This is a genomic window from Nocardia sp. NPDC101769 (assembly GCF_044766925.1).
Classification (GTDB): Bacteria; Actinomycetota; Actinomycetes; order Mycobacteriales; family Mycobacteriaceae; genus Nocardia.
In genome coordinates this window covers 87,904-110,953 of sequence record NZ_JBIWMX010000017.1, presented here as the reverse complement: position 1 = coordinate 110,953, position 23,050 = coordinate 87,904, and the positions used below count along the sequence as shown (strand labels likewise).

Genomic DNA, 23,050 nt, shown 5'->3' with positions numbered 1-23,050 from the left:
TGGACACTCTGGTGAATTGCACCATCATCTGCGGCCAGGTGCTGGACAATTTGAATAGCAGTGAACTCACGAGCGGAGGTTCCGCCATGTCCCGCACGCCCGCCCGGCTGGATGAGCTGGATCTGGCCATTCTCACCGCCATGCACGAGTACCAGAAGGCGGGCATTCTGGAACTCTCCCGTCGCACCCGGGTCGCCCGCGCCACCGTGCAGTCGCGCATCGCGCGCATGGAGGAGGCGGGGGTGATCTCCTCCTACGATCCGCAGATCGACGTCACCGCGGCCGGTTTCGATGTGCAGGCGTTCGTGACGCTGGAGATCGCGCAGGGCGCGCTGGAGGCGGTCGCCAACGGCCTCGACGCCATCCCCGGCGTGCTGGAGGCCTACGCCACCACCGGTTCCGGGGATGTGCTGTGCCGGATCGGCGCGGATTCACACGCCGGCTTGCAGGCGGTCCTGCTGAGCATCGACCGGACCAGCTCGGTGGTGCGATCGCACAGCGTGGTGGTGTTGTCGACCGTGGTCCCGCAGCGCACGCTGCCGCTGCTGCGCACGCTGACCCCGTCCGGGTCGAGCAAGGCGCCGGCGTACCGCGCCGCGCACTGAGAATCCGGAGCGGATCGCCCGGTCAGGGGCGCAGGTCCGCTCCGGGATCGAGGATCTCGACGACGGGCTCGCGGTCCGGTTCCGAGAAGGACAGCAGGGCAGCGGCTTCCGCCTCCACCGCGGCGCGGTCGGCGCGGGACCACCTGGTGTGCGGGCTGATCCGCAGCAACGCGGTGTCCCCCTTGGCGAACACTTTGTAGACGCCCGTCAGGAAGCCGTCGATCAGGATCGGGGAGACCTGGTTGGCGAAGGCGCGCAGGGGCGGGGCATTGCCGTCGGGGACGATGCGGGTGCGGTCCTGGTGGGACAGGATGACGTTGTCGTACCACCCGAGCAGGCGGACGGGGGCGGGCAGGTCCGGGTCGGCGAGGGTGGCGTCGGCGTCGTCGTAGAGGGTGCGGCCGCGGTCGTCGGTGTAGGTGCGGACGCGGTCGCCGAGCTTCTCGACGGCCTTCTTCATGCCGGTGAGCTTGGACCAGGTCTGCATGTCCATGGTGGTGGCGGGACCGAAGGCGCGCAGATAGCGCAGCAGCAGTTCCTCCAGCGGATAACCGGGGTCGAGGGATTCGCCGAGCCAGGGTTGCACGCGGGACCAGACCGGGCGGCTGCTGTCGCCCCAGCGGCCGCGCGGCGGGGTCTGCAGGACGGGGAGCTGGTAGAGCCAGGCCTGCACGATCGCGCCGGGATCGCGGTCCGGGTACCGGGCGGCGGCGTGTTCGCGCAGCGTCGCGGCGGGGGTCGGCTCGTCACCGAGTACCTGTTCCCCCTGCGCACGCACCTCCTCGGGATCCAGGCCGACCAGCGCGCCGAAGTTGAAACCCTTACGGAAGGGGATCTTTTCGAGTTCGGGCTGGATGTGCGGGGCGATGCGCAGCGCGTCGGGCGGGGTGACCAGGTGAATGGTGCCGCGCATCAGGGTGATTCGCACCAGCGACCGGTCGTCGAGGGCCTTTGACACCGTCTCGGGATCGAAATCGGCTGTGCGGCTCCACAATGCGACGAACGGCGGCAACATGTCCTGCGCCTGCAGGCCGACGAGGTGGTCGCACAGCGCGTGCACGCCGAGCCCGGACCGCTCGAGCAGATGCTGACGCGCGAGCAGGGTCCGGTTCAGCACCCGGTTGGACAGCTTCACGATCGGTGACGCTACGTGAGCCGCACCCGGTTCGCGCGCGATCGCGCCGGGCGATCCGGTCAGCGGAGGGTGACGACGACCTTGCCGGTGGCGGTGCGCTTGTCGAGGGCGGAGACCGCCTCGGCGGTGTGCGCGAGGGCATAGAGGACGGGCTCCGGCGGGGTGATCTTGCCGTTCGCGAGCAGCGGTTCCACCTCGGCCCACTGTTCCTGCAGGTAGCCCGGGTGCGACATGACCCACTCACCCCAGGCCGCGCCGACCACCTCGACGTTCTTGAGCAGCAGGCGGTTCACCTTGACGGTAGGGATGTCGCCCGCGGTGAAGCCGACCACCAGCAGCCGCCCGGCCGAAGCCAGCGAGCGGATGCTGTCGGTGAAGCGGTCGCCGCCGACCGGGTCGAGCACGATGTCGACGCCGCGGCCGCCGGTGAGCTCCTTGACCGCGGCCAGCCAGCCATCGGTGAGCACCACGTCGGTGGCCCCGTTGGCACGCGCGACCTCGGCCTTCTCCTCGGTGCTGACGACGGCGATGACGCGCCCAGCACCCAGCGCCTGCGCCATGCGCAGCGTGGAGGTGCCGATGCCGCCGGCGGCGCCGTGCACCAGCACGGTCTCCCCCGGGGCCAGGCGGCCGCGGTTCCGGAGGCAGAAGTGCACGGTCAGGTCGTTGAAGAGCACGCCCGCCCCGGACTCCAGCGAGACATTGTCGGGCAGTTTGAAGACCATCTCCACCGGTGCCACCGCGACTTCCGCGGCCGCGTTGCCGAGCAGGGTCAGCGCGACCACCCGGTCGCCGGGCCGCACATGCGAGCCCTCCGGCGCCTCGCGCACGATGCCACCGACCTCGCAGCCGACGACGTAGGGCAGCGGCGGCTTCATCTGGTACAGACCGCGGGTCATGAGCACATCGGGGAAGGCGATCCCGGCCGCGTGCACGTCGATGACGACGCCGCCCGGATACCCCGCCGGCTCGGGAATATCGAGAACTTCGATGGCCTCCGGGCCTTCCAGCGTGCTCACCACGGCTGCGCGCATTCTCGATCAACTCCGATCAATTCACCGGCGGATACCTGCCGAACGTAGCACCCCCCGCCTCCCCGCGCCTTCGGCGGACGGCTGAGAGCCGTTGCCGGTTTCGTACCCGTGCCTGCGGGTGGTGCCGAAACAATTCAGGGCGTACCCGACGAGTTACCCCGAACGTTCCGAAATCAGTTGTCGCGGAGTCGGAGAGCAACAACATCATTCGGCGGGCACGAAGGAATTCGGTTGCCGAGGCTCAGCGATGGGCGTATTCGATCATGGACTCATTTGCCGCGACCTGACCGCCGGTGGTGATGACCAGGCTGTAGGCGGTGATCCGGTACTGCGTGCCGTCGGTCGGATTGGTGACCGTGAAGCCGCCGGTACCGTCGGGCACCGGGTCGTCGAGCTGGATGCCCGCGTTGTCGCTGATGCGCACGCCCTTGTAGTAGAAGCGGCCGGTCGCGGTGCGGCACACCACCAGGCGCGACTTGTCGGTGCGGCCGATGGCCATCGCCGGGTCATCGACATTGCAGCGCGGCGGCTGCGCGGTGAAACCCTGTGCGTCCGTACCGGATACGGCGCCCGAGAGCGGGACCAGGGTGGTGGTCGGGGCGGTCGTGGGGGCGGTGGTCATCGAGGTGCGCGCGGCGGTGGTCTGCGCCGGACCGGTGACCGTCGTGACGCCGCCGGCGTCGTTGCCACCGGTCCTGCCGGACAACAGCGCCCACGCGAGCACCGCGCCCAGCACCAGGACCACCCCGATGAGCGCACCCACCAGCAGCGGCAGCTTGTTGCGCTGCCGGGGCGGCAACGGCAGCGGCGCGGAGGGGTGCTCGCGGGGCAGGGCCGGGTTCTGGTAGGGCGGTGCGGGGTTTGCGGCGTAGGACGCTGCCGGATTTTCGTACGGCGGATGACCGGGCAGGTACCCGGCCTGCGCGGCGGGAATCGGGCGCAGCACGGTCGGCTCGTTGTTGCCCGGCCCGGTGTGTGGACCGGAAACCTGGCCGCCGCGGGGGTAATCCACCGGGCCCGAGGGATGAGCGCCCCCGGGAACATTGCCGGTCCCGGACGGGTGACCCGGACGCGGGTATTCGACGGAGCCCGACGGCCGGTCGAGGTAATTCGGCCCGGAGTGCCCGGGCGGGACGGCCGGGGAGCCGATGGTCGGCGGGGCGGGCGGCACGGTGGTGCGGGTGGGCTCGCCGTGGCCGGCCCGTATCAGCGCGGCCCGGGCGGCGCGGGCGAGTTGCCCGGCGGTGGCGTAGCGCCGGGTCGGATCCTTGGCCATGCCGATGGCGACCACCTGGTCCAGGCCGACCGGGACCCCGGCACGGACGCTGGGCCGCGGCGGGGGCGTGAGCATGTGGGCCCGGATGGTGGCGAGATTGCCCTCCACCCGGAACGGCGGCCCGCCGGTGAGGCATTCGTAGAGTACGCAGGCCAGCGCGTAGATGTCGGCGCCGGGCGAGACGGAGGCATTGTGCTCGAAGCGTTCCGGGGCCATGTAGGCGAAGGAGCCGATGGCATTGCCGGTCTGGGTGAGCTGGACGTCGGACTCGGTGTGCGCGATGCCGAAATCCACCAGGTAGGCGAAGGTTTCGCCGGTGAGCAGGATATTGGCGGGTTTGACGTCGCGGTGTACGAGCCCACTCTCGTGGGCGGCGTCGAGTGCGGCGGCGACCTGCTCCACCACGGTGACGGCCTGCTCGGGCGCCATCGGGCCCTCGTCGTGCAGGTAAGCCTTGAGGTCGCGGCCGCGCACCAGCCGCATGTCGATGAACAGGACGCCGTCCACCTCACCCCAGTCGTGCACCGGAATGACGTGCGGTTCCTGGAGTTTGGCGGCGGTGCGGGATTCGCGACGGAAGCGCTCGACGTAGGTGGGCTGCCGCGCCAGGTCGACATCCAGCAGTTTCACCGCGACCACCCGATCGCGCACCGTGTCGTAGGCCTCGTAGACCTCGCCCATGCCGCCGACCCCGAGCAGCCGCCGCAACTCGTACTGCCCGAACCGCGAACCGGCCCTCGCCCCTGCGGCCACCCTGCGTCGTCCTCCCTGCTGCTGGATGTACAACAGGAAAGGCTACGGGCCGTGCGACGCACTGTCATTCCCCCAAAAGCGACATAGTCCTTCCGCCGATAACGGCGACATTGCGCGACGACGCCGTCAAGCCCCGAACAGTGCCGCTTCCCATTCGGCTGGACTGATCTCCGCAGCCGAGAAACACTGTCGTTCCCCGAACAGAAGTACAGGTGACTCGACGTGAGTGTGTCCCGCACGCCCCGTAGAGTCATGTCACGGACTTCGGTCAGCAAGCACCTCACCGGTGCTTTTGGAAAGACACGCGGCACACCGTGCAGCGCGAGGAGCACCAGTGTCACTCGATGAGCCACTCGCCCCGCTTCCCCAGGAGGGCATGGGCTTCGCTTCCGCGTGGCCCGCCCGAGCCGGCGATGTGGATCCCTATCACCGGCTGCGATTCGATGCCGTGGCCCGTTATCTCCAGGACATCGCCTGGGAGGAAATGCAATCCGGATTCTTCCATCGGACGGATCCGGCCTGGATCGTGCGGCGCACCGTGGTGGACGTGGTACGGCCCATCCACTGGCCGGACCGGGTGGAACTACGGCGCTGGTGTTCGGCCATGTCGACGCGGTGGACCAATATGCGGGTGCGAATCACCAGCGAGAACGGTGGTCTGATCGAGACCGAAGGGTTCTGGATCAATATCAACGAGTTCACCAATATGCCGACCCGGATCAGCGATGAGGGCCTGGCCGAACTCGCCCGCACCACCGATCAGCACCGGCTGCGCTGGCGGCCCTGGCTCACCGACCCCACGCCGCCGGAATCGGACGTGGATCTGCCGTTCCCGGTGCGCGCCACCGATATCGACCAGTACAACCACGTGAACAACGCGGCCTACTGGCAGGCGGTGGAGCAGTACCTGGTCGACTACCCGAAGCTGGTGGCCGGGCCGCATCGCGCAGTCATCGAGTACGTGGCGCCGGTGCTGGCGCGTCAGCACATCAGCGTGCGCAGCCGGCACGAGCCGGGCGACCGCACCGGGCATCCGGCGGCGCTGCGGCTGTGGTTCGTGGTGGGCGGGGTGACGACCACGGCGGTGCGTATCGGGCCGCTGCCCAGCTGAATCCGGTGCTGCTCCGCTGAATCCGGTACTGCCCAGCCGAATCCGGTACTGCTCAGCTGAGCCGGTGGCGCAACTGCGAAATCGGCCGGCCTGGTGCGACATTCCCTGCGGGCCAATACGTTCGCTGGATGTTTGCCTGTGACACTGCGCGCCGGGTCGATCACCAATGCCCAACCCAACCCCGCCATCCCCTCCCCGTGCGCCGAGGACGGCCTCCTCATCGACCGTCAACTCCCAGGCCAACCGCCAAAACGGCTGTGCCCCCACCCATTACAGGTGGGGCCACAGCCGTTGATGCAGGGACAGGTCCGCGTTTCACGGGGGTTCGGGGGCGAAGCCCTGAGAGTCCCGAGAGTTGGGTTTACCCCTTGGCGGCCTTGAGGAGGTCCTCGACGCTGGTGAACTTCACGCGCGGGCGGCCCGCGGACTTGCCCGCGGTCTTCTCGGCGGTGTCGATGGCCTTCCAGCCGTCCCGGCCGATCTGGTCGGGCTGCCGCTGGGCGAGCAGGGCCTCCAGCGCGGCGCGATCGGCTTGCGGGGCAGCGAGCTTGCCCTGGGTGAAGTCCTCGATGAGCTGGTCGACGGTCTCCTGCGAGTCCATCCGGTTGGAGCCGATGACCCCGCGCGGGCCGCGCTTGATCCAGCCGGAGACGTAGACGCCCACAACGGGGTTGCCGTCGGCCACGACTCGGCCCTTGTCATTGGGGATGACGCCGGCAGACTCGTCGAACGGCACGTCCGCGACGGGCTCGCCCTTGTAGCCGATGGAGCGCAGCACCAGCGACGCCTCGAGGGTGCCGGTCCGGTCCGAGGCGCGGGCCACGGTGCGGCCGTTCTCCTCGACCAGCTCGTTGTGCACGTACTCGACCGCCTCGGCCTTGCCGTCGCCGGTGATGGCGGTCGGAGAGACCAGGTAGCGGAACACGATTCGCTTGTTGTCCGGGTTGCGGGAACCGGCGGCGTATTCCTGGGCGAGGGTGTACTTGAGCTGCAGCGAGGGCTCGACCTCCGGGTGGTCCAGCTCGGCCTGCGAGGCCGGGTCCAGGACCAGGTCCTCGGGGTCGACGATGATGTCGACGCCCTTCAGGTGGGTCAGCGCCAGGAATTCCGGCGAGGTGTAGGCGGCCTGCAGCGGACCGCGACGGCCCAGCACCACGACCTCGGTGATGTTGCTGCGGCGCAGCGCATCCAGGGCGTGGTCGGCGATATCGGTCTTGGCCAGCTCGTCCGGGTCGACGGTGAGCACGCGGGCCACATCGAGCGCCACATTGCCGTTGCCAACGATGACGGCGCGCTCGCCGGAGAGGTCGAATTCGCGGTCGGCGAAGTCCGGGTGGCCGTTGTACCAGGCCACGAACTCGGTGGCGGAGTGGCTGCCGGGCAGGTCCTCGCCGGGGATGCCGAGGTGGCGGTCGGTGGCCGCACCGACGGCGTAGATGACGGCGTGGTGGTGGGCGAGCAGCTCCTCGTGCGAGATGTGCTTGCCGACCTCGACATTCAACCGGTACTGCAAGGCCTCGCGCCGGAAGGCGGACTCGAACAGGCCGGCCACCGACTTGGTGCCCGGGTGGTCGGGGGCGACGCCCGCGCGCACCAGGCCGTACGGGGTGGGCAGCCGGTCGAACAGCTCCACCTCGACGTCGGCGCGGCGCAGCAGCTCCTCGGCGGCGTAGCAGGCGGCGGGGCCCGCGCCGATGATGGCGACCCGCAGCGTGCCCAGTTCCTTGGGCGCCCGTGACGGCGCGACCAGCGGCTCGAAGTTCGACTCCAGCGGATGCCGTTGGAAGTAGGCGGCATTGATATCGCGGAAGCGCGCCAGCGAGGCGAGCAGATCGTCCTCGGAGAAGATCGCGTCGACCGGGCAGGCATCGACACAGGCGCCGCAGTCGATGCAGGTGTCCGGGTCGATATAGAGCTGCTCGGTGGTGGCGAACTCGCGTTGCTCGGGCGTGGGACGAATGCAATCGACCGGACACTCGGGTACGCAGCTGGCGTCGTTGCAACAACGCTGCGTGATCACATAGGCCATATCTCGCAGATCCTCGAAACTGTCGCGTGTAATACTCCGCTCGGGCTCGAGCAGGGTCGGTAGAACACGTTCTAATATAGGCGGCATTCCATCGGGTGTCGGCACTGCGATGTGTCGCCACCTTCAGTGTGCCTCGAGTGTGAGCATGTCTCACGTCGGCACCGGCGCGCACCGCTGCGAGACCGGTCTCCCGGGCGCACTCGAGGCCCCCTACCGTAATGCCTATGGTGCGGACTCTCATCCTGATGCGGCACGGTAAATCCAGATACCCCGAGGGCGTGCAGGACCATGAGCGGCCCCTGGCCCCGCGCGGGCGGCGCGAGGCGGCGCTGGCGGGTGACTGGCTGCGCGCCACCCAGCCGGAGATCGACGCCGTCCTCTGTTCCACTTCGACGCGGACGCGGGAGACCTTGGCGGCCACCGGCATCACCGCGCCGGTGACATTCGAGGGTTCGATCTACGAGGCATCCCCGCACGTCATCATCGAGATGCTGCAACTCACCGACGATGCCGTGGAAACCCTGCTGGTCATCGGCCACTCCCCCGGAATGCCCTGGACGGCATGGGAATTGGCAGCCAACCGGCGCTCCGGCCCGGCCGAGGAGATGAGCGCGAAATTCCCCACCTCGGCGCTGGCGGTCATCGAGTTCGACCGCCCGTGGGCAGCCGCCGACCCGGGCACGGGTGAACTGGTGCGATTCCACGTGCCGCGGTAGATCCGGTTACCTCGGCCGGGCCGGGCTCAGCCGAGTAGCTTGCCCTTCCACACCACGACACCACCGAAGATCAGCAGGAGCAGCAGCGCCGGCCAGAAGCCGAGCAGCCACCACACCACGCCCAGCACCGCCACCACGGGCAGCGCGGCAATGGCCGTGATCACCGGTTGTTCCTTGGCCGTCTCCAGGGCCGAGCGAGCCCTGATCCGATCCACGTCTTTTCCAGCCATGACCCCAGGGTAGGCGCGAAACGGGCCGGTCGAGCCGCACACCGAAACTTCGCGCACCCCAGATCCTCCACGTCGCACGCCCGTAGGCTTGCTTGGAGTGCACTCCAACCCGCTAGCGTTGTGAATGGTTCGGCAGGAAGGGGTGAGACCGATGAGCGCAGTACCGGTACAACAGCGCAATCCGGCGCCGCAGGACACCGTGGAACACGAACGGCCGCGGTATTCGATCGGCGAGGTCTCCGATCGCTGCGGCCTGACCCGGGACACGCTGCGCTGGTACGAGCGCATCGGCCTGATGGACTACGTGGGCCGCGACCACTCCGGCCAGCGCCGGTTCAGCGACCGGGATCTGGGGTGGCTGGCGTTCATCGGGAAGCTGCGGCGCACGGGCATGTCGGTGGCCGACATGGTCAAGTACGCGGAGCTGGTGCGGTCCGGGGAGCACACCTATCCGGAGCGGCTCGAGATGTTCCGGCGAACCCGCGCCGAAGTGCTCACCCAGATCGAGGAACTCCAGTCCACCCTGGTGGTCCTCGACCACAAGATCGAGCTCTACGGGGGCGGTCAGACGTGTGATCCGCCGGTCGGGTCGAATGGCGCCGCCCGCCGGCGGAACTGAGCCCCGGCTCCGCCCGGATCAGCCGATCTGGATGGAGCGCTTGGCCATTCCGTACCAGAAACCGTCGATGGCGGTGTGCTGCGTGGCCAGTTCGGCTGCGCCCGCGCCGAGGGTCACGAACAGCGGCGCGAAATGCTCGGTGCGCGGGTGGGCGCGGCGGGCGTCGGGGGCGGTGTGTTCGAAGTCCAGCAGGGCGTCGATGTCACCGGCGGCCAGCGCCTCGTCACCCCAGTGGTCGAATTCCTGGGACCAGCCGGGCGCGAAGTCGGCCGGCATGGAGAAGTTCGCCTCACGCAGGTTGTGCGTGAAGAAGCCGCTGCCGAGGATGAGGACACCCTCGTCGCGCAGCGGGGCGAGACGACGGCCCAGGTCGTAGAGGCCGACCGGGTCGAGGGTCGGCAGGGACAGCTGCAGGACCGGGATGTCGGCGTCGGGATACATCTCGACGAGCGGCACGTACGCGCCGTGGTCGAGGCCACGGGTCGGCGCCTCGTGCACCGGCCGGCCCGGACTTCCCAGCAGCGCACGGACTTTCGCGGCCAGGTCGGGGGCGCCGGGGGCGGCGTAGCGGACCCGGTAGTAGTGCTCGGGGAAGCCCCAGAAGTCGTAGAGCAGCGGCACGGTGGTGGTCGCGCCGAGAGTGACGGGCGCGTCCTCCCAGTGCGCGGAGACCACCAGAATGGCGGTGGGCCTGGGCAGTTCGGCCGACCAGGCGGCGAGCTGGCCGGGCCAGATCGGGTCGTCGGCCAGGGGCGGTGCGCCGTGGCTCAGGTAGAGCACCGGCATGCGGTCCGTCCGCTCGTGAGTCACGGTCTGGGACATGGGATTCCTTTCGGGGATTTCTATGGTCGGCTCAGCCGACGAGCCGGATGGTGTGCCCGGTGTGCTCGGCCTTGGCACGCAGGTAGCGCAGGTTGTCGGGGGTGGCGTGGACGCCGGTGGGGACGGTGTCGCGCACCGTCACGCCGAGGGCGGTCAGCTGGCGGACCTTGTCGGGATTGTTGGTGAGCAGGTCGAGTTCGCCGACGCCGAGAGCGGCCAGCATCTGGGCGGCCGCGGTGTAGTCGCGGGCGTCCTCGTCGAAGCCGAGTTCGGTATTGGCCTGGTAGGTGTCCAGGCCCGAGTCCTGCAGGGCGTAGGCGTCGAGCTTGTTGTAGAGGCCGATGTCACGGCCCTCCTGGCGCAGGTAGAGCAGGATGCCGCCGGTGCCGGTGATGAGTTCGACGGCCTCGCGCAGCTGCGGTCCGCAGTCGCAACGGGCGGAGCCGAAGACGTCGCCGGTGAGGCATTCCGAGTGCAGCCGCACCAGCGGCGTGCCCGGCCCGTCCGGACCGGGGTCGAGTTCACCGAGGACGAGGGCCACGTGCTCGCGGCCGTCGGCGAGGCCATCGAAGGTGACCGCCTGTGCGGTGGTCGAGTAGCCGTCGGCGAAGGTCAGCGGAATCCGCACGCGGGTGCGGACGCTTGCGCCGACGAAGGTGCTGCTCATGAGAGTTCTCCTGAGGCCAGGGACCAGTTCTTTGAATGGGGCACAGTGTTCAAATTTGAACCGCAGGCGGCGGAAGGTTATTCCGACTCGAACAACCGGCTGTAACCTGGGCAGATGAGTCCACGCTGGCTGAACGAGGAGGAACGGGCGGCCTGGTTGGCCTTCCTGAGTGCCTCCAGCCTGCTGGAACGCCGACTCGGCAGACAGCTCGAGCGGGACTCCGGACTCTCCCACCCGCAATACGAGATCCTGGTTCGCCTCGCCGCCGCCCCCGACGGCGAACTGCGCATGACCGAACTGGCCTCGACCCTGCTCAACTCCAAGAGCAAGCTCACCTACCAGGTCGACCAACTGGAGAAGGCGGGCCTGGTGGCCCGCCGCAGCTGCCGCACCGATCTACGCGCGGTCTACGCCCGCCTCACCGACGCCGGACGCGAGCGCCTCGACCAGGCCGCCCCGGGTCACGTCGAGACGGTGCGCGAATTCTTCATCGACGCCTTCACTCCCGAGCAATTGGCCGCTGTGGCAGCGGGTTTCACCGAGGTCAATCGCCGCCTCCGGGAAGGAACCGCCTAGTCGTTCCGAGTCGGCTCAGGACGCCTCGGCCACACCTGGATTCGGGTCGTAGGGCGCGGCCAGGACCGCGTCCTGCTGCCGGGCCAGCAGCATGCGGCGATGGGTCAGCTCGGCGATCTGGTCGTCGAGGCGATCGAGACCGTCGCTCACCACCTGCCGGGAATGATCGCAGTGCTGGAAGCCGGAGTCGGTGGCGCAGGGCAGCAGTTCCCGGATATCGCGGGTGGGCAGTCCGGCGTCGAGGAGTTCGCGGATGCGGGCGACCCGATCCGGGGCGGTGGCCGGGTAGCTGCGGTAGCCGTTCGAATCACGGTGCGGGACAAGCAGCCCCTGCTCCTCGTAGTAGCGCAGCAGCCGGGCGGGCACCCCGGTGGCCCGGGACAGTTCGCCGATCAGCACTGTGACCTCCCGCACATCGAGTTGACCTTCACACCCATGTGAATCCCTAACGTCGCCGCCATGACGAACATTTCTTCCGAAAGGCCGGTCCTCACCACCCAGGTCTCCGGTTCCGGCCCCGCCATCGTGCTGGCCCACGGCGGGGGCGGCGGCATCGATGCCAACTTCGGCGGCCTGATCCCTCTGCTCGCCACCGATCACCTGGTCATCGGGTCCGATTACCCGGCCGATGACACTCCGCTCACCCTGGACTCCCTCGCCGACGCCCTGGTCGCCGAGGCGGTGGCTCGAGGGGCCGGGACCTTTTCGATCGTCGCCTTCTCGCTCGGCACCGCGGTGGCGATCCGGGCGGCGGTGCGGCATCCGGAGCGGGTACGCGGGCTGGTGCTCACCGGCGGCTTCGCCAAGCCCGACAATCGGTCGAGGCTGAACATCCAACTGTGGCGGCGCGCCCTGGCCGCCGGGGACCGCGAATCCTTCGCGCGGTTCGTCCTGCTCGCCGGGTTCAGCGCGGACTTCGTGAATACCCTTCCCGAAGAGCAGCTTTCGGAGATCCTGGCGCAGACCGCGGCGAACATCCCGGGCGGCACCGCCGCGCAGGCGGCGCTGATCGAGCACACGGATGTGCGCGCCGACCTGCCGCGGGTGGCGGTACCGACGCTGGTCATCGGGCTCACCGGCGACCTGCTCTGCGATCCGGCCAACGCCCGCGCGCAGGCCGCCGGGATTCCGGGGGCCGAGTACACCGAGCTCCCGGGCGGGCACGTCGTCATGGTGGAGCAGCCCGACGCCTGGCACACGGCCGTGCTCGATTTCTTCGCGAGGCAGCGGGCGGCCGCGGCACTCTGAGTTCACCCCGGAAGACCTCGGACTGAAACACCAATTTTCAGACCGGAAGGCACGGTTCACATTCTCGGCTTACGATGCAGCCACTATGCAGTCACCTGTAACTCACGACCGGTTGTGGATCGACAAGCAGACGCCCGAGGTCTTCCGCGAACTCAACAGTGTCGCACTCGCGGTGCGGAACGCCGCCGCGGCCGCCGATCTGGACCGTGCGGTCATGGAATTGGTGAATGTGCGCGTCTCCCAGCTCACCGGCTGCCCGTTCTGCCTGGACCTGCATTCCCGGTACGCCCGCGAAGCCGGTGTCACCCAGCAGCAATTGGATGTCCTGACCGCCTGGCACCGCAGTCCGTACCTGTTCACGGAACTGCAGCAGGCCGCACTCTCGGTGGCCGAGACGGTCTCTTCATTACCGGATGAGGAGACCATGCAGCGTGAGTATGCTGCTGCGCGGCAACATTTATCGGATGACCAGATGTCCGTTCTCATCTGGGCTGCGACCACTATCGGCGCGTTCAATCGCGTGTCGATTATGAGCAGACATCCGGTGCGGGTGCGGAAGGAGAACTGAACAATGAGCGAACAGGCCGTGACGGCCGCAGTCGTTCGTAACGACGCGCAACACCGGTACGAGGTGTGGTACGGGAATTCGCTCGCCGGGTTCAGCGAGTACCGCGAGCGCGACGACAACGACACCACCTTCATTCATACCGAGGTGGATCAGGAATTCAGCGGCAAGGGCCTGGCGAATCTGCTCGCGCAGGAGGCGATCAAGGATGTGATCGCCCGCGGTCGCGTCATCGTGCCGCGCTGCCCGTTCATCAAGGGCTGGTTGGACAAGCACCCGGAATACGACGAATACGTAGTGGGCAAGGGCATCAAGAGGTGATCAGGGAGGAGCGGGCATGAGCGATCTGGAGCCACGGCCGGAAGAGGCGCTGTGCGAATCGTCCGGGCGGCCCGGGCCTCGCGCCGAATTCTTTCCGGCCCGCGAGGTGCCGCTGGGCGGCGTGCGCGGGGTGACCGTGTTCCGGTCGCTGCCGCAGCGGGACCTGCCGACGGTCGGCGCGTGGTGTTTCCTGGACCATTTCGACGGGGGCTCACCCGCCAACCCGGAGGGGCACGACATCGACCCGCATCCGCATATCGGATTGCAAACGGTCACGTGGCCTCTGGACGGGCGGATCCGCCACCGCGACAGTGTGGGCTCGGATGTGGAGATCGCGCCCGGGCAGCTGAACCTCATGACCTCCGGACGCGGCATCGCGCACTCGGAATATCGGGTGCCGGGCCACATCTCGGGTCACGGGCTCCAGCTGTGGGTGGCACTGCCGGATGAATCCCGGGATATCGCACCGCATTTCGAGCAGCATCGGGACCTGCCCGAGTTCGTGCTGCCGGGGCTGCACGGCGTCGTCCTGATGGGCTCGCTCGGCGGGGTCACCTCCCCGGCGCGGGCCTACACCCCGATCGTCGGCGCGGATCTGCGCCTCGAGGCGGGTGCGGCGGTGACGCTGCCGCTGAATCCGGACTTCGAGCACGCGGTGCTGGTGATCGCGGGCGGGCTCAGCATCGACGACACCGCCGTCGCGCCCGGCAGCTTGTTCTACCTGGGCAGCGACCGCGAGTCCCTCCGGCTGCACGACTCCGCGGGCGGCGCGCATCTGCTGCTGCTCGGCGGTGAACCGTTCGGCGAGGATCTCGTCATGTGGTGGAACTTCGTGGCCCGCAGCCACGAGGAGATCGAACAGGCCCGCAACGACTGGGAGAAGCACGATGTCGGCCGTTTCGCCGATATCGCCGGGCACACACCGGACCAGCGGATCCCCGCGCCGCCGCTGCCGGGGCTGCATCTGAAGCCGCGCAAGCGCCGCTGCGGCGTGCCGCACGAGTGAACTGCGGCGTGCCGCACGAGTGAACTGCGGCGTGCCGCACGAGTGAGACGAAGGCCGGCCCCGAACCAACTGGTTCGGGGCCGATTTCGTTGCGGTCGACCGTCAGCGGCTGGTCATGGACTGAGTTCCGATGACCCGCAACAGATCCAGCTTCTCCTGGGTGTCGGTGCCGGGCGCGGGGTAGTAGATCAGCACGTGCCGGGTGGCGCTGGGGGTGAGCAACGGTTCGCAGATCAGCTCCAGCACACCGACTTCCGGGTGGATCATGCGCTTGATGTGGCCGGTGCCGGTGCCCACCTCGTGCTCGTTCCACAGCCGCTCGAACTCCGGGCTGGCGGCCCGCAACCGGGCCACCAGCTCGGTCACGTCGGCGTCGCCGGCGCGGCGGGAGGAGACCGCGCGCAGATCGGCGACATGCTTGTGGCTCATGGCTTCCCAGTCCTGCGGGGGGAAGATGGCGCGGGAGCTCGGTTCGGTGAACCAGCGCCACGGAATGCAGCGCTCCAGCCCGCGCCGCTGCGAGTAGTCCCCGGACAGCAGGGTGTGCATGCGGTTCTGCACCAGCACCTCACCCAGGTCGGAGATGACCACGGCGGGAGTGTCGTCCAGCTTCGAGAGCAGGTGCAGCAGGCCCGGTCCCACATGACTGTCGCCGCCGCGCGCGGGGGCCTGGTGGCCGGACAGGTGGTAGAGGTGGTCGCGCTCGCTGTCGGTTAGCCGCACCGCCCGCGCCAGCGAGGCCAGGACCTGCACGGACGGGCGCGGGCCGCGCGCCTGTTCCAGCCGGGTGTAGTAGTCGGTCGACATGCCCGCGAGCATGGCGACCTCGTCGCGGCGCAGGCCCGGGGTGCGGCGGCGCGCGCCCGGCGGCAACCCGACGGTGGCGGGTTGCAGCTGCTCACGGCGGCGGCGCAGGAAGTCTGCCAGCTCGGTTCGATCCACCTCACCACTGTCCCCCGTCCCCGGCCCGCTAGCCAGGTACCGGCGATCCCAGTCTGCGGCGCGCGAATTACTCCCCAGCCGTCCACGGGCGGTTACCAGGGATCGGCGATCCCTGGATGAACGCTCCTCTCCCGGACCTCGCCGGCGGGGCGCAGTGTTAGCGATATGACCACGCACCTCAGCACCGTCCGGCTCGGCAAGACCGGGCCCGCCGTCTCCCGCCCGGCCCTCGGGGCCATGGGCATGTCCGGCATGTACGGCACCGCCGACGACGCCGTCTCGATCGCCACCGTGCACGCCGCCCTCGACTCGGGCGCGAACCTCATCGACACCGGCGACTTCTACGGCATGGGCCACAACGAACTGCTCATCCGGCAGGCGCTGGCCGACCGCAAGCGCGAGGACATCCTGCTCAGCGTGAAGTACGGCGCGCTGCGCGGACCCGACAACAGCTTCGGCGGCGTCGACACCCGGCCCGCGGCCACCAAGAACTTCCTCGCCTACTCCCTGCAACGGCTGGGCACCGACTACGTCGACATCTACCGGCCCGCCCGGCTGGACCCGAACATTCCGATCGAGGAGACCATCGGCGGCCTGGCCGAGCTGGTGCAGGCCGGCTACATCCGCCACATCGGCCTGTCCGAGGTGGGCGCGGAGACGCTGCGCCGCGCGGCGGCCGTGCACCCGATCGTGGACCTGCAGATCGAATACTCCCTGATCTCGCGTGGCATCGAGGCCGAAATCCTGCCCGTCGCACGGGAACTCGGCATCGGCATCACCGCCTACGGGGTGCTCTCGCGCGGTCTGCTGAGCGATTCGCTGCGGCCCGGGCAGCAGTTCGCGCCCTCCGATTTCCGGGCGCACAGCCCGCGTTTCCAGGGCGAGAATCTCGACGCCAACCTGCGCCTGGTCGACGCGCTGGCGAAGATCGCGGCCGAACACCAGGTGAGCGTGGCCCAGCTGGCCATCGCCTGGGTGCTGTCGCGGGGCACGGACATCGTGCCGCTGATCGGCGCGCGGAAGCCCGAACGCTGGGCCGAAGCCGTTGCGGCGGTGGACATTCGGCTGTCCGAGGCCGAGCTGGCCACCATCGAGGCGGCCGCGCCCGCCGACCAGGTGGCGGGCGGCCGCTACGCGCCCGCGCAGATGGCCATGCTCGACAGCGAGCGCTGAGTCATTTCGCTCGCGCCGGAATCACTTCCGGCGCGGCCGGATCACCGCGGTGAAGGCGGCGCGGGCCACGGGCTTGCCGGTGACATCGGAGATCGTCACCGGCACCTCGAGCTCGATCTCGGTGCGGGATTCGATGTTCGCGCGGGTCTCGGCGATGGTCTCCGGCGTCAGCTCGGAGGTAGCGCTGAACGGGCCCGCCTCACCCTTGGCCCGGGCCAGGTATTCGATGCGGCCGTCGCGGGCGACGATGAAGGTGTCGCCGAGCAGGTCCACGATGCCGGAGATGGACACGCCCATGGCGGCCGTCTCGGCCAGACCGAACAGCAGGGCGGCGTGGATATCGCCATTGTGGTTGAAGTGCTCGGGGCGCGCGGCCATGCGGACCACATTGCGGCCCGGTGTGTAGTCCACGCCCTCGATACCGGTGAACTGGATGAAGCCGAGCTTCTGGAAGCCCGCCATCACCATCTCGCCCATGGCGGCGTTCGCCTCGTCCTTGGTAGTGCTGTCCATCGCTTCTCCTGCCCGGCCAGAAATTGAAACCTGTTCCAATTTCATACCGGGCCGGACGCGGCTTTGTCCACGGCAGCTTCCTGCCACGGATCCACGACAGCTTCCGCCGGTTCAGCCCACCACCCGGCCGGCCAGCCCCAGCGCCTCGGCGGTCCGGGCCATGGTCTGGCGCGCCAGCCGCGGATCGTTGGCCAGGCTCTGCCCCAGCGTCGGCATGAGCTCGCGCAACCGCGGCTCCCAGAGCCGGGAGTAGCGCGGGAAGCAACGCTCCAGCACCTCGAGCAGAATCACCGGGGCGGTCGACGCGCCCGGCGTGGCGCCCAACACCGCGGCGATCGACCCATCCTGCGCGGCAACGACTTCCGTCCCGAACGCCAGCACCCCGCCGTGCTCCGGATCCGGCTTCACCAGCTGGGCGCGCTGACCCGCGGTGATCAGGGTCCAATCCTCGGCGCGCGCCTCGGGGACGAATTCCCGCAGCGCGGCGAGCTTCTTCTTCCGGGTCGAGGCCAGCTGCGCCACCAGCAGCCGCATCAGCTCGGGATTCGATTTCAACATGGCCGCGATCGGGCCCGCATTGCCCGGCCGCACCGACCCCGCGGCGTCGAAGAGCGAACCCCGTTTCAGGAAACGAGGATTCGCACCCGCGTACGGACCGAACAGCAGCGCGCGATCGCCATTCACGACCCGGGTATCCAAGTGCGGCATGGCAATCGACGGCGCACCCTCGGGCGCGCTGCCGTAGACCTTCCCGTCGTGCTCGGCCACCACGGCGGGATTGTCACAGCGCAGGAATCGGCCACTCACCGGCAGCAGACCATAACCGTGCACTTCCGGAACACCCGCCCGCTGCAGGATTTTCAGCGCCCAGCCGCCCGCGCCCGCGAATACGAAGCGGGCGTCCACCTTTCGCGTGAGGCGGTCGTTGTCGGTGCGCCAGTCGACCCGCAACTGCCAGGTGCCGTCATTGTTGCGGCGCAGCCCGCGCACCTCGCAATTGCGGTGTATCTCGACATCCTGCCAGCGCAGCCAATGGAACAGCTGGCCGGTCAGTTCGCCGAAATCCACATCGCTACCGGTGATATCGCGGGTCGCGGCGATCGGCTCGGAGGCGTCACGACCCCGGGTGATCAGCGGGGCCCAGTCGGCAATGACCTCCGGATCGTCGCTGAATCGCATATTCGCGAAAAGGTGGTGCGCGGACATGGTTTCGTGACGGCGGCGCAGGAAATCCACTTCCCGCTGCCCGCGCGCCAGCGTCAGGTGCGGGACCGGATTGATGAAGGTCTCCGGCTTGCGCAGCACCCCGGATTCCACCAGCGACGCCCACAGCTGCCGGGTGAGCTGGAACTGCTCATTGAGCTCGAGCGCCGGCTCGATATCGATGGTGCCGTCGGGATTCTCGGTGGTGTAATCGAGTTCGCACAGTCCGGCATGGCCGGTGCCCGAATTGTTCCAGGCCGCCGACGCTTCGGAGCCCACCTCGGGCAATCGCTCGTACACGCCGATGGTCCAGCTGGGTTCCAGATGCTTGATCAGCATCGCGAGCGTCGCGCTCATGATGCCGCCGCCGATCAGCACGACATCGTAGGGCCGCAGCGGCAGTTGTGTTCTCATCGTCATTACCTGGAAAACCCCGATTGAACTCGTACAGCGTACGGGCACGCTAGCACCATCCACCGGCCCGCCAGGGCGGCGCAGCAACACTATCGCCCAACCCGGCCCGGCGCACCCGGAGCTACCGACCCGGTTGCGACATTGCTCGAAAGGGTCCTATATTGGCCACAATCCAAGAGATGCTCTCCGGAAGTTGTGCCGCAGAATGAGAGCATCCGCCTCCGGAGAGGCGCGGAGTGGGCGGCAGATTAATTGTGCCCACGCATCTCTCCATGGAGGTCACCCCCATGCACATCGGTCTCGGACTCCCCATTTCCGATCCCCCCGCCCTGCTCGACTGGGCGCGCCGCGCCGACGCCGGCCCCTTCTCCACCCTCGGTCTGCTCGATCGGCTGGTCTACGACAATCCCGAACCGCTGGTCACCCTCGGCGTGCTCGCCGGCGCGACCAGCCGCGTGAAGCTGCAGACCGAGGTCCTCATCGCACCCTTGCGCGATCCCGCGCTGCTCGCCAAACAGGCCGCCACCCTGGATGTGCTGTCCGGCGGGCGCTTCGTGCTCGGCCTCGGCGTGGGCGGGCGCGCCGACGACCACGAGGCCTCCGGCACCGAACTGCATACTCGCGGCCGCCGCCTCGATGAGCAGATCGGCCTCATGCGCGAGCTCTGGGCCGGCAAACCGTTCAGTTCCACCTGCGGGCCCATCGGCCCCGCACCGAGCTCGCTCCCCGGCCCGGAACTGCTCTTCGGCGGCTTCCAGCCCGCCGCGCTGGAACGCGTCGGCCGCTGGGGCGGCGGGTTCCTCGCCGCCGCCGCACCCTCCTGGGCGGGTGGGCTCTTCGACACGGTCCGCCGTTCCTGGCGCGACCACGGCCGCACCGGCGCGCCCCGCATCGTGGCCCAGATCAATGTCGCGCTCGGCGCGGACGCCGTGCTCGACGACGCCCGCGCGTCCATGGGCGCGTACTACGAATTCTCCGGCCGCGCCGACTTCATGGTCGACGGCATGCTGACCACGCCCGGCGAAATCCGCGACGCCATCCGGCAATTCGGCGATCTCGGGGCGGACGAGGTGATGCTGTACTGCTACGGCCGCGACACCGATCAGGTGGATCGGCTCGCCGACGTGATCAGCTGACCGTCCGGCGGGCTCAACCGACCATTTTGCGAGCCCGGTAGGCCGCGACCGCATTGCGGTTGGTGCACGCCGTGGAGCAGTAGCGGCGGGAACGGTTGCGGGACAGGTCCAGCACGATGCCCGTGCAGGTCTCGTCGGCGCAGATGGCCAGCCGGGACAGCTCGTCGGCGCGAATCAGGTCGATCATGGCCATGGCGGTCTCGACGGCCATGCGGACATCCAGCGGAGCCTCGGGCGGGACCGCGTGGATGTGGTAGTCGAGGCCGTCGTGGCGGACCAGCCGCGGCACCGCGTGATGCTCGGCCAGGATGGCGTTCACCAGGTCGACCGCCGTGTCGCGGTCGGCGGTGAGCAGGCGGCGCAGCGGGGCGCGCTGGGCGCGGACGGCCGTCAGCTCCGCCCGGGTGCGGGCATGGACGCCGGTGTAGCCGTGCTTGACGAAAAACTCGTCCAGCTGGGCGATCTCGGTGAGGGTGTCCGGGTCCTCGGCCGAGTTCACCAGTTCCACCGCCGCCGCCATGGCCGCCACCGTGTCATCAGCGAAAATCACTTTGACAGATTACACCCGGGCCGCCTAGCGTCATTTGTCATGGCGACTTTGACTCATGACAGAGTGGCGGTGTCGAACCGCTTGCGTTCCGGGCTGCTCTGCGCCGCGCTGTCGGCGGCCGCGTTCGGGCTCTCCGGCCCGCTGGCCCGCGGGCTCATCGACGCCGGCTGGAGTCCGGCCGCCGTGGTCATCGTGCGCGTACTGCTCGGCGCGCTGGTCCTGCTGCCCGTGGCCGCGCGACAGTTGCGCGGCGACTGGAACCTGCTGCGCCGCAATGCCGCCCTGCTCGCCGGCTACGGCCTGCTCGCCGTCGCCACCGCGCAGCTGGCCTACTTCAACGCCGTCGCGCACATGGAAGTCGCGGTGGCACTGCTCATCGAATACACCGCACCCATCGCGGTGGTGGTGTGGCTGTGGCTGCGGCACAGCCAGAAGCCCGGGCGCGCAACCGTTCTCGGCGCGGTGATCGGCGTGACCGGCTTGATCCTGGTGCTCGACCCGAACTCCGGCACGGCCACCAGCTGGGTCGGCATCACCTGGGCACTGGGCGCGATGGTCGGCGCGGCAGCGTATTTCATCCTGTCCGCGCACGCCGGGGACCAGGTACCCGGCACCGTGCTGGCCACCGGCGGACTGCTGGTCGGCGGGCTCGGCATTCTGGCGGCCGGACTGATCGGCATCGTGCCGCTGCACGCCACTACCAATTCCGTCGCGTTCCAGGGCTTCATCGTGGACTGGTGGGCGCCGCTGCTCGCGCTCGGCGTGATCACCGCCGCCGTCTCGTACGTGACCGGTATTGCCGCCACCCGGCTGCTCGGCTCCCGGCTGGCGTCCTTCGCCGCGCTCGGCGAGGTGCTGGCCGCCATTCTGTTCTCCTGGGCACTGCTCGGCCAGGCGCCCGCGCCGATCCAATTGCTCGGTGGCGCATTGATTCTCATCGGCGTGGTGGTGGTCCGGCTGGGCGAGCCCGCGGGCGACCCACTGGCGAGCGACACGCCACACTCCTGACACCGGCGCTGACCTGCCGATTCCATTTGTCGATTGCCCTTGTGCGCCACAACCCTTCACATCTCGAGTTGATAACGGTAGTTTGTCGCAAATGTCGGGGAACCAGTCCGCAACTCGAGGGAAAACCACGATGGCTATAACCAAATACATTGCGCCCGCCCTGCTTTGCCTGACCGCGACCACCGTCGCGGGCACCGCAACCGCCGAACCGGCGCAGGCTCCGGAGCAACCCGCCCTGCAGATCAAGGGCACCGATCACAATATCGGCTATGACGTGGCCCTCACCGCCGACCATCGCGCCGCCGTCAGCACCCTGCAGGCCGGGCGCTTCCTCGCCACCTGGGACGGCGACGCCGTCATCGTGACCAACGACGATGGCGTCCTGGTCTCCACGGTCCCCCTGAAGTACGACATCGACGGCAAGACAGCCGAATTCACCCCGACCATCGATCAGGACAACCGCCGGCTGACCCTCACCCCCATCGCGGAATCCGACACCCCGGTCCGTGAGGTCGACGCCCAGCAGCACTTCTTCGACGTCGTCCAGGCCAACCTGCCCGCGGTCGCCACCGGCGCGGCCATCGGCGCCACCATCGGCTTCATCGCGGGCTTCCCCGTCGGCCTGTTCGTCCTCGACTTCATCACCGCTCCCCTGCTCGCCGTGGTCGGCGGTGTCGTCGGCGGAGCCATCGGCCTCCAGATGTCGGGCGGCCAGCAGGCCACGGACGCGGCCCTCAGCTACGTCGACACCCTCGCCCCCGGCACCGGCAACCTCTTCCGCCCGGTCTTCGCCGCCCTCCCCGCCGCCCCCCAACCGGCGAACTGACCCACCCCGCACCACAATTCGGCCCGCGCTCCTCGTCAGAGCGCGGGCCGTTCGCATTCCCGGTTCACTCGAGGAAGGTCGTCTCACTCGAGGAAGATCATCGAGTCCACGGGCATGCTGTTGTCCCAGTGGTACCACCACACGTTCATTTCGCCGGCGAGGTTGAACCGGAAGGTGTGCCCGCTGCCGGGACCGCCGGTGATCGTCCACAACGCATTGGGCTGGGCGACCACCGCGCTGATACTGCCGTCGGCCCAGGCGAATTGGCCCATGGACGGCGCGTCGAGACTGTTGAACGGCAATTCGGCGCTGAAATGCCCCGACACGATGCCGGGCAGCAGCGGACTGGAGCACCCCCACAGATCCGCCTCGCGCCGCACGCTCTGGCCGGCGCTGCCGGTACCCGGAATCCTGGTGCCGCTCAGCATTCCACCGTGCTGACAGCCACCCAGCCCACCGCCCGGATCGGCCGCGGCCTGCGGCGCCCACAGAGACAGCACCGCCATCCCGGAGACTGCCGCGACGACACCGTGACGAATACGACCAACGGACATGTCAGCTCCTCCACCGGG

The 23,050-nt window shown here is 68.8% G+C and carries 26 protein-coding genes; 13 read left to right on the top strand and 13 right to left on the bottom strand.

What is annotated here, in order from left to right:
• The first annotated feature begins 86 nt into the window (after positions 1-86).
• A complete protein-coding gene (locus ACIRRA_RS25550) occupies positions 87-605 on the top strand; it encodes an Lrp/AsnC family transcriptional regulator (protein ID WP_402772749.1) in 519 nt (172 codons plus the stop codon).
• A 22-nt stretch (positions 606-627) separates the two neighbouring features.
• On the opposite strand, the gene ACIRRA_RS25545 is transcribed toward ACIRRA_RS25550, so the two are convergent.
• The 3 genes from ACIRRA_RS25545 to ACIRRA_RS25535 form a co-directional block, all read right to left on the bottom strand.
• Positions 628-1,740: a winged helix DNA-binding domain-containing protein gene (locus ACIRRA_RS25545; protein WP_402772746.1), complete on the bottom strand. Its 1,113-nt coding sequence runs from the start codon at positions 1,738-1,740 to the stop codon at positions 628-630.
• A 59-nt stretch (positions 1,741-1,799) separates the two neighbouring features.
• A complete protein-coding gene (locus ACIRRA_RS25540) occupies positions 1,800-2,774 on the bottom strand; it encodes an NADPH:quinone oxidoreductase family protein (RefSeq protein ID WP_402772744.1) in 975 nt (324 codons plus the stop codon).
• A 241-nt stretch (positions 2,775-3,015) separates the two neighbouring features.
• Positions 3,016-4,803, bottom strand: a complete 1,788-nt coding sequence (locus ACIRRA_RS25535) for a protein kinase (protein ID WP_402772742.1) — start codon at positions 4,801-4,803, stop codon at positions 3,016-3,018.
• 334 nt (positions 4,804-5,137) lie between these two features.
• Between ACIRRA_RS25535 and ACIRRA_RS25530 the strand changes: the two genes are divergently transcribed.
• Complete coding sequence (locus ACIRRA_RS25530; protein WP_402772739.1) at positions 5,138-5,914, top strand: acyl-[acyl-carrier-protein] thioesterase; 777 nt, start codon at positions 5,138-5,140, stop codon at positions 5,912-5,914.
• 361 nt (positions 5,915-6,275) lie between these two features.
• Here ACIRRA_RS25530 and ACIRRA_RS25525 read toward each other — a convergent pair whose 3' ends face one another.
• Positions 6,276-7,943, bottom strand: a complete 1,668-nt coding sequence (locus ACIRRA_RS25525; RefSeq protein ID WP_402772736.1) for an FAD-dependent oxidoreductase — start codon at positions 7,941-7,943, stop codon at positions 6,276-6,278.
• Positions 7,944-8,167: 224 nt separating this feature from the next.
• On the opposite strand from ACIRRA_RS25525, the gene ACIRRA_RS25520 reads away from it, so the two are divergent.
• Positions 8,168-8,659, top strand: coding sequence for a SixA phosphatase family protein (locus tag ACIRRA_RS25520; RefSeq protein WP_402772733.1), 492 nt, complete (start codon positions 8,168-8,170; stop codon positions 8,657-8,659).
• Positions 8,660-8,685: 26 nt separating this feature from the next.
• Here the strand turns inward: ACIRRA_RS25520 and ACIRRA_RS25515 are convergent, their stop codons facing one another.
• On the bottom strand, positions 8,686-8,889 hold the full coding sequence (locus tag ACIRRA_RS25515; RefSeq protein ID WP_354836509.1) for a hypothetical protein: 204 nt from the start codon (positions 8,887-8,889) through the stop codon (positions 8,686-8,688).
• 151 nt (positions 8,890-9,040) lie between these two features.
• Between ACIRRA_RS25515 and ACIRRA_RS25510 the strand changes: the two genes are divergently transcribed.
• Positions 9,041-9,508 carry a MerR family transcriptional regulator gene (locus ACIRRA_RS25510; protein WP_402772730.1) on the top strand — a complete coding sequence of 156 codons (468 nt, stop codon included), beginning with the start codon at positions 9,041-9,043 and terminating at the stop codon, positions 9,506-9,508.
• An 18-nt stretch (positions 9,509-9,526) separates the two neighbouring features.
• On the opposite strand, the gene ACIRRA_RS25505 is transcribed toward ACIRRA_RS25510, so the two are convergent.
• Both ACIRRA_RS25505 and ribA read right to left on the bottom strand, forming a co-directional pair.
• The gene (locus ACIRRA_RS25505) at positions 9,527-10,330 is read right to left on the bottom strand and encodes a dioxygenase (protein WP_402772727.1); all 804 of its coding nucleotides are present in this window, start codon (positions 10,328-10,330) and stop codon (positions 9,527-9,529) included.
• Positions 10,331-10,361: 31 nt separating this feature from the next.
• Positions 10,362-10,997 carry a GTP cyclohydrolase II gene (gene ribA, locus ACIRRA_RS25500; protein ID WP_402772724.1) on the bottom strand — a complete coding sequence of 212 codons (636 nt, stop codon included), beginning with the start codon at positions 10,995-10,997 and terminating at the stop codon, positions 10,362-10,364.
• Positions 10,998-11,111: 114 nt separating this feature from the next.
• On the opposite strand from ribA, the gene ACIRRA_RS25495 reads away from it, so the two are divergent.
• The gene (locus tag ACIRRA_RS25495; RefSeq protein WP_402772721.1) at positions 11,112-11,573 is read left to right on the top strand and encodes a MarR family winged helix-turn-helix transcriptional regulator; all 462 of its coding nucleotides are present in this window, start codon (positions 11,112-11,114) and stop codon (positions 11,571-11,573) included.
• 15 nt (positions 11,574-11,588) lie between these two features.
• On the opposite strand, the gene ACIRRA_RS25490 is transcribed toward ACIRRA_RS25495, so the two are convergent.
• On the bottom strand, positions 11,589-11,987 hold the full coding sequence (locus ACIRRA_RS25490) for a MerR family transcriptional regulator (RefSeq protein ID WP_402772718.1): 399 nt from the start codon (positions 11,985-11,987) through the stop codon (positions 11,589-11,591).
• A 45-nt stretch (positions 11,988-12,032) separates the two neighbouring features.
• Here ACIRRA_RS25490 and ACIRRA_RS25485 point away from each other — a divergent pair, with 45 nt between their 5' ends.
• The 4 genes from ACIRRA_RS25485 (at position 12,033) to ACIRRA_RS25470 (ending at position 14,713) form a co-directional block, all read left to right on the top strand.
• Positions 12,033-12,821 (top strand): alpha/beta fold hydrolase, encoded by a 789-nt coding sequence (locus tag ACIRRA_RS25485; RefSeq protein ID WP_402772715.1) that lies wholly within the window; start codon positions 12,033-12,035, stop codon positions 12,819-12,821.
• A gap of 85 nt (positions 12,822-12,906) precedes the next feature.
• Positions 12,907-13,389: a carboxymuconolactone decarboxylase family protein gene (locus ACIRRA_RS25480; RefSeq protein ID WP_402772712.1), complete on the top strand. Its 483-nt coding sequence runs from the start codon at positions 12,907-12,909 to the stop codon at positions 13,387-13,389.
• A 3-nt stretch (positions 13,390-13,392) separates the two neighbouring features.
• Positions 13,393-13,707, top strand: coding sequence for a GNAT family N-acetyltransferase (locus tag ACIRRA_RS25475; RefSeq protein WP_357007160.1), 315 nt, complete (start codon positions 13,393-13,395; stop codon positions 13,705-13,707).
• A gap of 16 nt (positions 13,708-13,723) precedes the next feature.
• Complete coding sequence (locus ACIRRA_RS25470; protein ID WP_402772709.1) at positions 13,724-14,713, top strand: pirin family protein; 990 nt, start codon at positions 13,724-13,726, stop codon at positions 14,711-14,713.
• Positions 14,714-14,815: 102 nt separating this feature from the next.
• Here the strand turns inward: ACIRRA_RS25470 and ACIRRA_RS25465 are convergent, their stop codons facing one another.
• Positions 14,816-15,655 (bottom strand): helix-turn-helix transcriptional regulator, encoded by an 840-nt coding sequence (locus ACIRRA_RS25465; RefSeq protein WP_402772706.1) that lies wholly within the window; start codon positions 15,653-15,655, stop codon positions 14,816-14,818.
• Between the two features lie 165 nt (positions 15,656-15,820).
• Between ACIRRA_RS25465 and ACIRRA_RS25460 the strand changes: the two genes are divergently transcribed.
• Positions 15,821-16,828 (top strand): aldo/keto reductase, encoded by a 1,008-nt coding sequence (locus tag ACIRRA_RS25460; protein ID WP_402772703.1) that lies wholly within the window; start codon positions 15,821-15,823, stop codon positions 16,826-16,828.
• Positions 16,829-16,849: 21 nt separating this feature from the next.
• Here ACIRRA_RS25460 and ACIRRA_RS25455 read toward each other — a convergent pair whose 3' ends face one another.
• Together ACIRRA_RS25455 and mqo are read right to left on the bottom strand one after the other, a co-directional pair.
• Entirely contained in the window at positions 16,850-17,341 is a 492-nt protein-coding gene (locus tag ACIRRA_RS25455; protein ID WP_402772700.1) for a PaaI family thioesterase, read from the bottom strand.
• Between the two features lie 111 nt (positions 17,342-17,452).
• Positions 17,453-18,958 (bottom strand): malate dehydrogenase (quinone), encoded by a 1,506-nt coding sequence (mqo, locus tag ACIRRA_RS25450; protein WP_402772697.1) that lies wholly within the window; start codon positions 18,956-18,958, stop codon positions 17,453-17,455.
• A gap of 287 nt (positions 18,959-19,245) precedes the next feature.
• On the opposite strand from mqo, the gene ACIRRA_RS25445 reads away from it, so the two are divergent.
• Positions 19,246-20,094, top strand: a complete 849-nt coding sequence (locus ACIRRA_RS25445) for an LLM class flavin-dependent oxidoreductase (protein WP_402772694.1) — start codon at positions 19,246-19,248, stop codon at positions 20,092-20,094.
• A gap of 13 nt (positions 20,095-20,107) precedes the next feature.
• Here ACIRRA_RS25445 and ACIRRA_RS25440 read toward each other — a convergent pair whose 3' ends face one another.
• A complete protein-coding gene (locus tag ACIRRA_RS25440; RefSeq protein ID WP_402772691.1) occupies positions 20,108-20,644 on the bottom strand; it encodes a CGNR zinc finger domain-containing protein in 537 nt (178 codons plus the stop codon).
• A gap of 39 nt (positions 20,645-20,683) precedes the next feature.
• Here ACIRRA_RS25440 and ACIRRA_RS25435 point away from each other — a divergent pair, with 39 nt between their 5' ends.
• Both ACIRRA_RS25435 and ACIRRA_RS25430 read left to right on the top strand, forming a co-directional pair.
• Positions 20,684-21,652, top strand: a complete 969-nt coding sequence (locus ACIRRA_RS25435) for an EamA family transporter (RefSeq protein WP_402772688.1) — start codon at positions 20,684-20,686, stop codon at positions 21,650-21,652.
• 130 nt (positions 21,653-21,782) lie between these two features.
• Entirely contained in the window at positions 21,783-22,478 is a 696-nt protein-coding gene (locus ACIRRA_RS25430; RefSeq protein WP_402772685.1) for a hypothetical protein, read from the top strand.
• Positions 22,479-22,561: 83 nt separating this feature from the next.
• Here ACIRRA_RS25430 and ACIRRA_RS25425 read toward each other — a convergent pair whose 3' ends face one another.
• The gene (locus tag ACIRRA_RS25425) at positions 22,562-23,032 is read right to left on the bottom strand and encodes a hypothetical protein (RefSeq protein WP_402772682.1); all 471 of its coding nucleotides are present in this window, start codon (positions 23,030-23,032) and stop codon (positions 22,562-22,564) included.
• Positions 23,033-23,050: the final 18 nt, after the last annotated feature.

Bases quoted from the DNA above. Each gene is read 5' to 3' on its own strand.
- ACIRRA_RS25550 (WP_402772749.1), top strand. From the start codon at position 87: ATGTCCCGCACGCCCGCCCGGCTGGATGAGCTGGATCTGGCCATTCTC.
- ACIRRA_RS25540 (WP_402772744.1), bottom strand. From the start codon at position 2,774: ATGCGCGCAGCCGTGGTGAGCACGCTGGAAGGCCCGGAGGCCATCGAA.
- ACIRRA_RS25525 (WP_402772736.1), bottom strand. From the start codon at position 7,943: ATGGCCTATGTGATCACGCAGCGTTGTTGCAACGACGCCAGCTGCGTA.
- ACIRRA_RS25520 (WP_402772733.1), top strand. From the start codon at position 8,168: ATGGTGCGGACTCTCATCCTGATGCGGCACGGTAAATCCAGATACCCC.
- ACIRRA_RS25515 (WP_354836509.1), bottom strand. From the start codon at position 8,889: ATGGCTGGAAAAGACGTGGATCGGATCAGGGCTCGCTCGGCCCTGGAG.
- ACIRRA_RS25510 (WP_402772730.1), top strand. From the start codon at position 9,041: ATGAGCGCAGTACCGGTACAACAGCGCAATCCGGCGCCGCAGGACACC.
- ACIRRA_RS25505 (WP_402772727.1), bottom strand. From the start codon at position 10,330: ATGTCCCAGACCGTGACTCACGAGCGGACGGACCGCATGCCGGTGCTC.
- ribA (WP_402772724.1), bottom strand. From the start codon at position 10,997: ATGAGCAGCACCTTCGTCGGCGCAAGCGTCCGCACCCGCGTGCGGATT.
- ACIRRA_RS25495 (WP_402772721.1), top strand. From the start codon at position 11,112: ATGAGTCCACGCTGGCTGAACGAGGAGGAACGGGCGGCCTGGTTGGCC.
- ACIRRA_RS25485 (WP_402772715.1), top strand. From the start codon at position 12,033: ATGACGAACATTTCTTCCGAAAGGCCGGTCCTCACCACCCAGGTCTCC.
- ACIRRA_RS25480 (WP_402772712.1), top strand. From the start codon at position 12,907: ATGCAGTCACCTGTAACTCACGACCGGTTGTGGATCGACAAGCAGACG.
- ACIRRA_RS25475 (WP_357007160.1), top strand. From the start codon at position 13,393: ATGAGCGAACAGGCCGTGACGGCCGCAGTCGTTCGTAACGACGCGCAA.
- ACIRRA_RS25470 (WP_402772709.1), top strand. From the start codon at position 13,724: ATGAGCGATCTGGAGCCACGGCCGGAAGAGGCGCTGTGCGAATCGTCC.
- ACIRRA_RS25460 (WP_402772703.1), top strand. From the start codon at position 15,821: ATGACCACGCACCTCAGCACCGTCCGGCTCGGCAAGACCGGGCCCGCC.
- ACIRRA_RS25455 (WP_402772700.1), bottom strand. From the start codon at position 17,341: ATGGACAGCACTACCAAGGACGAGGCGAACGCCGCCATGGGCGAGATG.
- mqo (WP_402772697.1), bottom strand. From the start codon at position 18,958: ATGAGAACACAACTGCCGCTGCGGCCCTACGATGTCGTGCTGATCGGC.
- ACIRRA_RS25445 (WP_402772694.1), top strand. From the start codon at position 19,246: ATGCACATCGGTCTCGGACTCCCCATTTCCGATCCCCCCGCCCTGCTC.
- ACIRRA_RS25435 (WP_402772688.1), top strand. From the start codon at position 20,684: ATGGCGACTTTGACTCATGACAGAGTGGCGGTGTCGAACCGCTTGCGT.
- ACIRRA_RS25430 (WP_402772685.1), top strand. From the start codon at position 21,783: ATGGCTATAACCAAATACATTGCGCCCGCCCTGCTTTGCCTGACCGCG.
- ACIRRA_RS25425 (WP_402772682.1), bottom strand. From the start codon at position 23,032: ATGTCCGTTGGTCGTATTCGTCACGGTGTCGTCGCGGCAGTCTCCGGG.